General features: G+C 66.7%; 12 protein-coding genes. 11 read left to right on the forward strand and 1 reads right to left on the reverse strand.

Annotated features, from left to right (window positions below; translation table 11 throughout):
- Nucleotides 1-765 (forward strand): methyl-accepting chemotaxis protein (locus tag VIM12_RS04920; RefSeq protein WP_331940503.1); only part of this gene is annotated, 765 nt, incomplete at its 5' end.
- 32 nt (nt 766-797) lie between these two features.
- Here the strand turns inward: VIM12_RS04920 and VIM12_RS04925 are convergent.
- Nucleotides 798-1,127 carry a hypothetical protein gene (locus VIM12_RS04925; protein WP_331940631.1) on the reverse strand — a complete coding sequence of 110 codons (330 nt, stop codon included), beginning with the start codon at nt 1,125-1,127 and terminating at the stop codon, nt 798-800.
- Here VIM12_RS04925 and VIM12_RS04930 point away from each other — a divergent pair.
- The 10 genes from VIM12_RS04930 (at nt 1,108) to VIM12_RS04975 (ending at nt 11,933) form a co-directional block, all read left to right on the forward strand.
- Nucleotides 1,108-1,962 carry a CheR family methyltransferase gene (locus VIM12_RS04930; protein WP_414691751.1) on the forward strand — a complete coding sequence of 285 codons (855 nt, stop codon included), beginning with the start codon at nt 1,108-1,110 and terminating at the stop codon, nt 1,960-1,962. The genes VIM12_RS04925 and VIM12_RS04930 overlap by 20 nt on opposite strands.
- A gap of 3 nt (nt 1,963-1,965) precedes the next feature.
- The gene (gene cheD / locus VIM12_RS04935; protein ID WP_331940505.1) at nt 1,966-2,577 is read left to right on the forward strand and encodes a chemoreceptor glutamine deamidase CheD; all 612 of its coding nucleotides are present in this window, start codon (nt 1,966-1,968) and stop codon (nt 2,575-2,577) included.
- 7 nt (nt 2,578-2,584) lie between these two features.
- Nucleotides 2,585-3,661, forward strand: a complete 1,077-nt coding sequence (locus VIM12_RS04940; RefSeq protein WP_331940624.1) for a chemotaxis response regulator protein-glutamate methylesterase — start codon at nt 2,585-2,587, stop codon at nt 3,659-3,661.
- 205 nt (nt 3,662-3,866) lie between these two features.
- Nucleotides 3,867-4,265: a chemotaxis response regulator CheY gene (gene cheY / locus VIM12_RS04945; protein ID WP_057289438.1), complete on the forward strand. Its 399-nt coding sequence runs from the start codon at nt 3,867-3,869 to the stop codon at nt 4,263-4,265.
- Nucleotides 4,258-4,914 (forward strand): protein phosphatase CheZ, encoded by a 657-nt coding sequence (gene cheZ / locus VIM12_RS04950; RefSeq protein ID WP_331940506.1) that lies wholly within the window; start codon nt 4,258-4,260, stop codon nt 4,912-4,914. Before cheY ends, cheZ begins: the two co-directional genes overlap by 8 nt.
- Before the next feature lie 57 nt (nt 4,915-4,971).
- Nucleotides 4,972-6,180 carry an EAL and HDOD domain-containing protein gene (locus VIM12_RS04955; protein WP_331940507.1) on the forward strand — a complete coding sequence of 403 codons (1,209 nt, stop codon included), beginning with the start codon at nt 4,972-4,974 and terminating at the stop codon, nt 6,178-6,180.
- A gap of 411 nt (nt 6,181-6,591) precedes the next feature.
- The gene (gene flhB, locus VIM12_RS04960) at nt 6,592-7,761 is read left to right on the forward strand and encodes a flagellar biosynthesis protein FlhB (protein ID WP_331940508.1); all 1,170 of its coding nucleotides are present in this window, start codon (nt 6,592-6,594) and stop codon (nt 7,759-7,761) included.
- A complete protein-coding gene (flhA, locus tag VIM12_RS04965) occupies nt 7,758-9,842 on the forward strand; it encodes a flagellar biosynthesis protein FlhA (protein WP_331940509.1) in 2,085 nt (694 codons plus the stop codon). Before flhB ends, flhA begins: the two co-directional genes overlap by 4 nt.
- Nucleotides 9,839-11,134: a flagellar biosynthesis protein FlhF gene (flhF, locus tag VIM12_RS04970; protein ID WP_331940510.1), complete on the forward strand. Its 1,296-nt coding sequence runs from the start codon at nt 9,839-9,841 to the stop codon at nt 11,132-11,134. The genes flhA and flhF overlap by 4 nt, the downstream gene beginning before the upstream one ends.
- Complete coding sequence (locus tag VIM12_RS04975) at nt 11,127-11,933, forward strand: antiactivator of flagellar biosynthesis FleN protein (RefSeq protein WP_331940511.1); 807 nt, start codon at nt 11,127-11,129, stop codon at nt 11,931-11,933. The genes flhF and VIM12_RS04975 overlap by 8 nt, the downstream gene beginning before the upstream one ends.
- Nucleotides 11,934-11,970: the final 37 nt, after the last annotated feature.

Here is an 11,970-nt window from a genome sequence, read left to right on the forward strand (position 1 = left end):
GCCTCGGACGTGGCATTGCGCGGCGGCGAGGTGGTGGGGCAGGTGGTGCAGACGATGGCCTCGATCAAGGACAGCTCGCGCAAGATCGTGGACATCATCGGCGTCATCGACGGCATCGCGTTCCAGACCAACATCCTGGCGCTGAATGCGGCGGTGGAAGCGGCGCGTGCCGGGGAGCAGGGGCGGGGTTTTGCGGTGGTGGCGGCGGAAGTGCGCAGCCTGGCGCAGCGGTCGGCCGGTGCAGCCAAGGAGATCAAGTCGCTGATCGGCGACTCGGTGGAGAAGGTGGACGCCGGCAGCAACCTGGTGGATGTGGCGGGCAAGACGATGGGGGAGATCGTGACCTCGGTCAAGCATGTGGCCGACATCATGAACGAGATCAGCGCGGCGAGCCAGGAGCAGAGTTCGGGGATCGAGGAAGTGAACCGGGCGATTGCACAGATGGACGAGATGACGCAGCAGAACGCGGCCCTGGTGGAGCAGGCGGCGGCGACCGCCGAAAGCATGCAGACCCAGGCGGCGGCGCTGGCCCAGGCGGTCGCAGTGTTCAAGACCCTGCATGGCGGATCGTCGGTGATTCAGGCGCCGCCCGCACGGACCGCGCCGGCTGCGGCGCCCGCGGCCCCGGCGGTTGCCGCCAGGCCCGCCACCGCTGCCGCACCGGCGGTGCGCGCCGGCCGGGTGAGCATGAGCAATCCGGTGCCGGCCGTCAGAAGCCGGCCGGCGCCGCCGGTCACCGCCGGGGACGACTGGGAAGAGTTCTGACGGGTCCGCGGCCGCGCTCCGCGCTGCCCGGTTCATCCGGGATGGCGAAGGAGAAGCGGAGCGGCCCCAAAGTGTGGCGAAGTCAGGGAAAAAGGCGTGTTGTTAAGCAACGCGCCTTTTTCTTTTGGGAAATAGGCGCAATAATACGCCTGTGTTCCGTCGACCGCCGCGCCTGTCCGTCCCGCATGCTGCAGGGGTATCGCGGCGACCGGTGCGGCAGGGCATGAAGCATCCTGCATAAGCGCAACGACGAAGGAACAGATGCCTGCATGCCAGGCCTCATGGCAGAGAAAGACAATCGGTTTGGAAACCTCGGCACGACACATCAACAGGGCGGATTCGGTGAAGGAATTCGATTTCACGCCGCGCGACTTCGAGCGGGTACGCACCCTGATCCACCGTCGCGCCGGTATCGCGCTCGCCGAGAGCAAGCAGGAGATGGTCTACAGCCGGCTCGCGCGGCGGCTTCGCGCAACAGGCATACGCTCGTTCCACGACTATCTCGACAGCCTGGAGAACAGGCCGGACAACGCCGAGTGGGAAGCCTTCACCAATGCGCTGACGACCAACCTGACCTCGTTCTTCCGCGAAGCACATCATTTCCCCATCCTGCATGACCACGCGCGCAAGGCCAGGGACCCGTTCCTGGTCTGGTGCTCCGCGAGTTCGACCGGCGAGGAGCCGTACTCGATCGCCATGACCCTGTGCGAGGCGATGGGCAGCATGACGCCGCCTGCGCATGTGATCGCCACCGACATCGACACCAACGTGCTGGCAACTGCCTCGGCGGGCGTCTATGCGATGGACCGCCTCGACAAGATGCCCGCGGAGCGCGCGCGCAAGTTTTTCCTGAAGGGGAAGGGGCACCATGAAGGCATGGTGAAGGTGCGGCCGGAGCTGCGGCAGATGGTGACCTTCAAGCAGCTCAACCTGCTGGCGGACCAGTGGCCGGTCACCGGCCCGTTCGACGCCATCTTCTGCCGCAACGTGATGATCTATTTCGACAAGCCGACGCAGGGCAGGATCCTCGCCAAGTTCGCGCCGCTGATGAAGCCGGATGCCTTGCTGTTCGCCGGCCACTCAGAGAATTTTCTGTATGTGTCCGACGCCTTCAAGCTGCGGGGCAAGACCGTGTACGAGCTGGACCCGCGCCATCCGGCAGCGCAACGCGCCGCAGTGCGCAAGAACGGAATGTGAGCGATGAGCTTCGGCATCCAAGAGCAATTTGCGACCAACGTCTACTACGACCGCACCTTCGACTGCGACGCTGCCAAGATCCTTCCGGGCGAGTACTACTACACCTGCAAGGACATGATGATCGTGACGGTCCTCGGGTCCTGCGTCTCCGCCTGCATCCGCGACAGGGTCACCGGGATCGGCGGCATGAACCATTTCATGCTTCCCGACGGCGGCGGCGACGCCGACAGCCCGGTTTCGGCGTCGATGCGGTACGGCACCTACGCAATGGAAGTCCTGATCAACGACCTGCTCAAGGCCGGTGCCCGGCGCGAGAACCTCGAAGCCAAGGTATTCGGCGGCGGCAACGTGCTGCGGGGCTTCATCGCCATCAATGTCGGCGAGCGCAATGCGCAGTTCGTCCGCGACTACCTGCGCGCCGAGAACATCCGCGTGATGGCGGAAGACCTGAACGACATCTACCCGCGCAAGGTGTACTTCTTCCCCCGAACGGGCAAGGTGCTGGTCAAGAAGCTCAGGCAGCTCAACAACAACACGCTGGTGAACCGCGAGCAGGATTACGCCAGCCGCCTGCAATCCGTCCCGGTCGCCGGCGACGTGGAATTGTTCACCTAGTGACATGATGAAAACGAAAGTACTGATTGTTGACGACAGTGCGCTGATCCGCAGCGTGATGAACGAGATCATTCGCCGGCAGCCGGACATGGAGGTGGTCGGCGTCGCGCCGGACCCGATCGTGGCGCGCGAGCTGATCAAGCAGACCAATCCCGACGTGCTCACGCTGGACGTGGAAATGCCGCGCATGGACGGCCTCGATTTCCTCGAGAAGCTGATGCGGCTGCGGCCGATGCCGGTGGTGATGGTGTCCTCGCTGACCGAGCGCGGCTCCGAGATCACGATGCGGGCGCTGGAGCTGGGCGCGGTCGACTTCGTCACCAAGCCCAAGCTGTCGATCCAGAGCGGCATGCTGGAATACGCGGAACTCATCACCGACAAGATCCGGACCGCCGCCAAGGCGCGGGTCAAGGCTCGCACGGTGGCCAGCACCGATCCGGGGAAGAACGCGGCGGGCGGACTGCCGATGATCCGCAATCCGCTCACCAGTAGCGAGAAGCTGATCATTGTCGGCGCCTCCACGGGCGGCACCGAGGCCATCAAGGAATTCCTGATGCAGATGCCGTCCGACTGTCCGGGCATCCTGATCACCCAGCACATGCCGGAAGGCTTCACGCGTTCCTTCGCCAAGCGGCTCGACAGCCTGTGCAAGATCACCGTGAAGGAAGCGGAAGGCAACGAGCGGGTGCTGCCGGGCCACGCATTCATCGCGCCCGGCCATTCCCATCTGCAGCTCGCGCGCAGCGGCGCCAACTATGTGACCCAGCTGGACCAGGGACCGCCGGTCAACCGGCACCGCCCATCGGTCGATGTGCTGTTCGAATCGGCCGCGCGCTGCGCCGGCAAGAACGCCGTCGGCGTCATCCTGACCGGGATGGGCAAGGACGGCGCCGCCGGCATGCTGTCGATGCGGAACGCGGGCGCGCACAACTTCGCGCAGGACGAAGCGACCTGCGTCGTGTTCGGCATGCCGCGGGAGGCCATCGCCGTGGGCGCAGCGCACGAGGTGGGCGCCCTGCAGGCGCTGCCCGGCATGGTGCTCGGTCATCTGGCGGCCCACAGCAGCCGGGCGCTGCGGGTATGACCGCGAAGCGCGGTCGCAGCGAAGGGGCAAGGCGTTGTCAGAAGATTCACGCCGGGCGGGCGGCCATTGCGCAGGGGATGGCCGGCGGTCACAACGGCTGGCAGGAGCAGGTTCTTTAGGTGCAAAACCGGAAGCGGAAGGATTATACTTGGAGCGCCTTTCCGCCTCGCCCAACAACAGTTTGCAGTAGAAAATGGAGTAATTCATGGCTGGTCCGAATACGAAATTCCTGGTGGTTGACGACTTCTCGACCATGCGCCGCATCGTTCGCAATCTGCTGAAGGAATTGGGCTACACGAATGTGGATGAGGCCGAGGACGGCGCCATGGCGCTGTCGAAGCTGAGGAGCGAGCAGTTCGACTTCGTCATCTCCGACTGGAACATGCCGGTGATGGACGGCCTGACGATGCTGCAGAACATCCGTGCCGACGCCGCGCTGTCGAAGCTGCCGGTGCTGATGGTCACGGCCGAGGCCAAGAAGGAAAACATCATCGCGGCGGCCCAGGCCGGCGCCAACGGCTACGTGGTGAAGCCCTTCACCGCCGCCACCCTCGACGAGAAGCTGTCCAAGATCTTCGAAAAGCTGGAAAAAGTCGGTGCCTGAATCCCATTCCGGCGCACCTGCGCCGACCGGTATCGACGCCGCGAGCCAGGAAGACATGCTGGCGCGCGTCGGCCAGATGACGCGCATGTTGCATGACAACCTGCGCGGACTCGGGTTCGACAAGCTGCTGGCGAAGGCCGCGCATGACATTCCCGATGCCCGTGACCGCCTCGACTACGTCGCGCGGATGACGGAGCAGGCGGCGCAGCGCGTGCTCGGCGCGACCGAAGCCGCGCTGCCGCTGCAGGACAGGATCGTTGCGCAGGCCGACGGACTGACGCAGGAGTGGCAGTCGCTGTTGCAGGCGCCCGATGCCGATCCACGCTGCCGGGCGCTCGCCGAGCGCACCCTTGCCGGCCTTGCGCAGTCGCGCGAGGATGCGGCAGTCACGCGCGGCCAGCTGCTGGACATCATGATGGCGCAGGATTTCCAGGACCTCACCGGCCAGGTCATCAGGAAGGTGACGGAACTGGCGCAGAACCTGGAGCAGCAGCTGGTCCAGCTCCTGGTCGACTTTGCACCGCAGGACGCGCGGCGCGAAACAGCACCCGGCCTCCTGAACGGCCCACAGATCAACCCCGGCGCCCATCCCGATGTCGTGGCCGACCAGGGACAGGTCGACGATCTTCTGGAAAGCCTCGGCTTCTGATACACGCGCCGCGCCGGGCCTTGCCGGGCGCGCGCCAGAACTACTTCCGGATCCCATATGCAAGAAGAGAAATTCATCGTTCGCGAACCGCTGGTCAATGCCCAGGAACGGGTGGTCGGCCATGCGCTCTCATGGAACACGGCCGGCGAGGGCGGGGACATGCCCGTCGACCAGGCGCGCGCACTGGCGGCGTTCGTTGCCGAGCAACTGGGCGAATCCGATTCCGGCTCGCTGGTCGGCGAACAGGTGATCGTGCTCGACACCCTGGCCGCGCTGCTGGATGACCCGGCGATCGCTGCGCTTCCGCCGCAGGCGACCCTGCTGCGCCTCGATGCCGCGCAACTCGCGCACGACAGCACGAAGGCGGCGGTGCAGGCCATGCGCGCCAAGGGTTACGGCGTCGTGCTGCGCGGCCTGCCGGCGAGCGCGGACAAGGGACTGCTGGCGCTGGCAACCCATGCGGAGCTCAACGTGCGCTCCGTCGAGTTCGCGGCCCAGGTCCAGCACATCCGCGCGCTCGGCCTGCCGGCGCTGAAGATCATCGCGCGCGGGGTCGACAACTGGCGCAGCTTCGACCTGTGCGCCCAGCTCGGCATGCTTGCCTTCTGCGGCAACCTGCACCTGACGCCGCGGCCGGATACGCGGGCGCGCGAGCTCAACCCGGCGCAGGCCCTGATCCTCGAGCTGATGGACATGGTGCGCAAGAATGCCGACGTCAAGCAGCTGGAAGGGGTGCTGAAGCGGGATGCGGCGCTCTCCTACAAGCTGCTGCGCTACATCAACTCGGCCGGTTTCGGTCTCGGCTGCGAAATCCAGTCGCTCAAGCACGCGGTGACCATGCTCGGCTACTCGCCGCTGTACCGCTGGCTGGCGCTGCTCCTGGCCACCGCGACGACGACAGGCTATTCGCCGGTGCTGATGCAGACCGCGGTGATACGCGGGCGTTTCGCCGAGCTGCTCGGCGCCGGTTTCCTGCCCCGGAACGAGGCCGAGAACCTGTTCGTGGCCGGCATGTTCTCGCTGCTGGACAAGCTGCTCGGCGTGCCGATGGAGGATGTGCTGGAGAAGCTGCAACTGTCGGAATCGGTCACCCAGGCGCTGCTTGGGCGCGAAGGGATCTACGGTCCTTTCCTGGCGCTCGCGGAGGCATGCGAACTGCACCATCCCGACCTGGAAATGATGGCAACGTCGCTTTGCATCAGCGACCGGCAGGTGAACCAGGCACAGCTGTCGTCCCTGGCCTGGGCCCAGAGCCTCAAGCTCTAGCCCCGGCGCCGCGTTGGCCGGAACGGTCGCGCGTGCGCGGCGGCCTGCGCTTCGCGGAAGGCCGGTAGCGGGACGGCGGCAACGCCGCGCGGAACGCAAGCGCCTGCGCGGTGCCCGGCGGCCGCGCACGACCGCCGCCCGCCACCGGTCATGCGCGCCGTGTCCTGCACGGCGACCGGAGCGGGTCCGCGCGCCGCCATCCCGCCAGGGGCCGTCCACGCGCGACATGCCGAAGCGCCGGTATGGCGGAACTACCCGGATTTCCCCCTGCATTCCCTCTGTGCGCCCCTGAATAGCGAGGGGTTTTCGCCCCTGTTCCGGGCATGGTTTCCCTGTCAATTCGAGAATAATGCATGCTACCCACCGACCCGTGCCGTCCGGAGAGCGCGGCGGGGGTGACAGGAGTCGGCGATGGCCGAAGACAGCGATCTCGAAAAAACTGAACCAGCGTCGCCCAGAAGACTGGAGCAGGCGCGCGAGGAAGGCGATGTTCCCCGTTCGCGGGAACTGGCCACCTGCACGGTTCTCCTGGCGGCCGGGCTCGGTCTCTGGGTGACGGGAGAGCACCTCGTCCGCCGGCTCAATCACATGCTCGTCGACGGCCTGGCATTCAGTCGTGAACAGGCCTTCGATTTCAGCCTGTTGCTGGTGAAGCTGGGCACCGCGATGGCCGACGTCCTGCTGGCGCTGGCGCCGCTCGCCGGCATCCTGCTGCTGGTGGCCGTCGGGTCGCCGCTGCTCATCGGCGGCTGGCTGTTCTCCTCGAAGGCGCTAGCGCCGAATTTCGCCCGCCTCAATCCCCTCAGCGGCATCGGCAACATGTTCTCCACCCGCGCCCTGGTCGAACTGGTCAAGGCCATCGGCAAGACGCTGCTGGTCGGCGCGGTCGCCTGGGTCGTCGTCTCCAGCCAGATCGAGCCGATGCTCGCGCTCAGCACGGAGCCGCTGGCAAGCAGCAGCGCCCACATGGCGGACCTGCTGCTGACCGGTTTCATGTCCATCGTCTGCGGCCTGGTCGTGATCGCGCTGATCGACGTGCCCTACGTGCTGTGGCACTACGCGAACAAGCTGAAGATGACCCGCGAGGAGGTGCGCCAGGAAGCCAAGGAGTCCGACGGCGACCCGCAGGTCAAGGCCCGCATCCGCCAGCTGCAGCGCGAGATGGCCCGCCGCCGCATGATGTCCGAAGTGCCGACCGCTGACGTGGTGGTCACCAACCCGACCCACTTCGCCGTGGCGCTGAAGTACACCGAAGGCAAGAACCGGGCGCCCGTCGTAGTCGCCAAGGGCGCGGACGAAGTGGCCGCCAGGATCCGCGAGATCGCCGCCGAACACAAGGTGGCGCTGCTGGAAGCGCCGCCGCTGGCGCGCGCGCTGTACAAGCATGCCGACCTGGGCGACGAGATCCCGGCGGCGCTCTATACCGCGGTTGCCGAGGTGCTCGCCTATGTGTTCCAGCTGCGCGCCTACGGCAAGCAGGGCGGCGTGCGCCCGGTCGCGCCGACCGCGCTCGACGTGCCGGCCGCGCTCGATCCGCTCAATCCCGCTGCGCAGCCGCAGGCTGGCGGAGGCGTCCAATGAACAGCCTGCGCATTCCCGCCTGGCTGAGCGGCAACAGCAAGGCCCTGGCCGCGCCGATCCTCATCATCATGATGCTGGCGATGATGGTGCTGCCGCTGCCGGCCTTCGTGCTGGACATGTTCTTCAGCTTCAATATCGCGCTGTCGATCATCGTGCTGCTGACCAGCCTGTACACCGTCAAGCCGCTCGACTTCATGGCCTTCCCGGCGGTGCTGCTGGTATCGACCATGCTGCGCCTGTCGCTCAACGTGGCCTCCACCCGCGTGGTGCTGACCGAGGGCCACAACGGCCCGGACGCCGCCGGCAAGGTGATCGAGGCTTTCGGCCACTTCCTTATCGGCGGCAACTATGCGGTCGGTATCGTGGTGTTCGTGATCCTCACCATCATCAACTTCGTGGTCGTCACCAAGGGCGCCGGCCGGATCGCCGAAGTCGGCGCGCGGTTCGCTTTGGACGCGATGCCCGGCAAGCAGATGGCTATCGACGCCGACCTCAACGCCGGCCTGATCGGCGAAGCCGAGGCCCGTCGCCGGCGTACCGAAGTCGGGCAGGAAGCCGAGTTCTACGGTTCCATGGACGGCGCCAGCAAGTACGTGCGCGGCGACGCCATCGCCGGCATCCTGGTCACCGTCATCAACGTCTTCGGCGGCCTCATCGTCGGCATGGTGCAGCACGAGATGGGTTTCGAGGCCGCGATGAAGAACTACACGCTGCTGGCGATCGGCGATGGCCTGGTAGCCCAGATCCCGTCGCTGATCATCTCCACCGCGGCGGGCGTGATCGTGTCGCGGGTGGCGAGCGAGCAGGACATCGGCGGGCAGATGGTCAACCAGCTGTTCGCCAAGCCGCAGGTGCTGTCCATCACCGGCGGCATCATCGCCGGCATGGGCCTGATCCCGGGCATGCCGCATATCGCCTTCCTGCTGCTGGGCGGCGCCCTGTGCGGCGGCGCCTACATGATGACGCAGCGCGCGAAGAAGGCGCAGGAAGCGCCGCCGCCGGTGCCGGAGGCCGCGGTCAAGGCGCCCGAGCAGGAAGAGGCGAGCTGGCAGGACGTGGTCCCGGTCGACACCCTCGGCCTGGAAGTCGGCTACCGCCTCATTCCGCTGGTGGACAAGGGCCAGGACGGCGAGCTGCTGCGCCGGATCAAGGGCATACGCAAGAAGTTCGCGCAGGAGGTCGGATTCCTGTCGCCTCCGGTGCATATCCGCGACAACCTCGAGCTGCGGCCGGCTGCCTACCGCATCACGCTCAAGGGCGTCGAGGTCGGCGCCGGCGAAGCCTACGTCGGGCAATTCCTGGCGATCAATCCCGGCATGGTCAGCGGCATGCTGCCCGGGCCGGCGACCACCGATCCCGCCTTCGGCCTGCCGGCCGTCTGGGTCGACAGCGCGATGCGCGAGCATGCGCAGGCGCTGGGGTATACCGTGGTCGATGCGGGCACCGTCATCGCCACCCACCTGAATCATTTGATCACCAGCCATGCGGCCGAACTGCTCGGCCGCCAGGAAGTGCAGTCGCTGCTCGATCACCTGACCAAGGAATCGCCGAAGCTGGTGGAAGACCTGGTGCCGAAGCAGCTTTCCCTGTCGGCGCTGCAGAAGGTGCTGCAGAACCTGCTGGTCGAAGGCGTGCACATCCGCGACATGCGCACCATCATCGAGACCCTTGCCGAATACGCGCCGCAGTCGCAGGATCCGAACGAACTGACCGCGATGGTGCGCATCGCCCTCGGCCGTGCGATCGTGCAGCAGATTTTCCCGGCGGCGAACGAACTCGCCGTGATCACCCTCGACAGCCGCCTCGAGCGCATCCTGATGCAGGCGCTGCAGGCGGGCGGACCGGACGGCGCCGGCATCGAGCCGGGACTGGCCGATACGATACAGGCGCAGGCGGAACAGGCCGCGCGCCAGCAAGAGCAAATGGGACTGACTCCGGTGCTGCTGGTGCCCGGCCCGCTGCGCGCGCTGCTTGCGCGCTTCCTGCGCCGTGCGCTGCCGCAGCTGAAAGTGCTGTCGCACGCGGAGCTGCCCGATTCCAAGACAATTAAAGTTACCAGCCTAGTTGGAGGCCAAGCATGAACGTAAGACGATTCACCGCGAACTCTTCGCGCGAGGCATGGCGCGACGTGCGCGACGCGCTCGGTCCGGATGCCGTGATCCTCTCCAACCGCACCGTCAACGGCATGGTCGAGATCCTTGCCCTGGCGCCGGAGGACATGTCGTCCCTGGCCGAGCCGGTGGTCGATCGTCCCGCGGTGTCGGCGTCCACGCTGGCCGCGCTCGGCGCCAAGCGGCAGCCGGAGCCGCAGGCCGCCGGTCCCAAGGCGGCGGACGATCAGGCGGCCAGCCTGGCAGGCGCGCTTGCCGCCAGCCGGACGCCGGCCGCGGAAGGCGCGGCAGAGTTTGCCCAGGTGATGAACGAGCTGCGCTCGATGCGCGGCATGCTCGAATCGCAGCTCGCGGAAATCGCATGGAGTACCCAGCAGAAACGCGAACCGGTGAAGGCGGCGGTGATGCGCGAGCTGCTGTCGGCCGGCTTCTCCGCCAGCCTGGCACGCTACCTGACGCAGAACATGCCGAAGAACGAGGCGGAGACCGACAACGGCATCGCCTGGGTGAAGTCGGTCCTGGCGCGCAACCTGAGCATCGTCGGCAACGAGAACGAGATCCTCGAGAAGGGCGGCGTGTATGCCCTGGTCGGACCGACCGGCGTCGGCAAGACGACCACCACCGCCAAGCTGGCGGCACGCTGCGTGATGCGTCACGGCGCCGGCAAGCTGGCCCTGATCACCACCGACGGCTATCGTATCGGCGCCTATGAACAGCTGCGCATCTACGGCAAGATCCTCGGCGTGATGGTGCATTCGGTGAAGGACGAGACCGACCTGCGCATCGCGCTCGACGAGCTGAAGAACAAGCACACGGTGCTGATCGACACGGTCGGCATGGGCCAGCGCGACAAGATGGTGGCCGAGCAGATCGCGATGCTGTCCGGCAGCGACGCCAAGGTAAAGCGCCTGCTCTGCCTGTCCGCCACCTCCACCGGCGAGACGCTGAACGAGGTGGTGCGTTCCTACCAGGGCGGCGGCCTGGCCGGCTGCATCATGACCAAGCTGGACGAGGCGGCGACCGTCGGCAACGTGCTGGACGTGATGATCCGCCAGAAGCTGCCGCTGTACTACGTCGCCAACGGCCAGCGCGTGCCGGAGGACCTGCATGTGCCGAACCAGCACTACCTGATCGACCGCGCCTTCAAGCTCAAGCGCGAGACCGCGCCTTTTCAGTACCAGGACGAGGAGCTGCCGCTGGTGATCGCCAATACCGCCCATGCAATGAACGACAAGGCTTTGCGCGAGGTGTCACTTGGCTAGTTTCGATTTCGACCAGGCCGAGGGTCTGCGCCGCATGCTGGCCGGCCCCAAGCCACGCATCTACACCTTCCTGTCCGCCGAGTCGGCCGACGAGAAGAGCGCGATGCTGGTGAACGTGGCCGCCTCGCTGTCGCAGGCCGGCCGTGACGTGCTGATGCTGGATGCCTGCATCGCCTCCGAGGGCATCGCCGGCCGTCTTGGCGCGCTCAAGTCGGCGACGCTGCAGCAGGTCGCGCGGCAGGAGCGCAGCCTCGACGAGGCGGTTCAGCCGATGCCGCAGGGATTCGGCGTCGCCGCGCTGCGACGCGGTCCGCACCGTCCGCTCGCGGACGCGGCCGAGCAGGCGCGCCTGAACGACGCCTTCGGCATCCTGTCGACCCGGGCCGACATCCTGGTCGTCGACGCGGAACTCGACCGCGACGACGCCTTCGCCATCCCGGCGCTGGCCGAATCCGAGATCGTGGTGCAGGTGGCGAACAGCCCGGCATCGATCAAGGCCGCCTATACCATCATCAAGCGGGTCAACGGCCAGCTCGGCCGCCGGCCGTTCAGCATCCTCGTCACCGGCGCCAGCGAGAAGGAGGCGCAGGTGGTCTATGAAAACATGGCCCAGGTCGCCAATCGCTACCTCGCCGTCAAGCTCAACTCGGTAGGCTCGGTGCCGGCCGACGAGCACCTGAAGCGGGCAATGAAGCTCGGGCGCGCCGTGGTCGACGCCTTTCCGCTGGCCGGTGCATCGGTCGCGTTCCGCCGGCTGGCCGGCCGGTTCGTGGTACCGGATGCGGCAGCGGCGGGATAACATGATTCAGTCGCGGGCGCCCGGGGCGCCCGCATCA

This window comes from Noviherbaspirillum sp. (genome assembly GCF_036563305.1).
Lineage (GTDB): Bacteria > Pseudomonadota > Gammaproteobacteria > Burkholderiales > Burkholderiaceae_D > Noviherbaspirillum.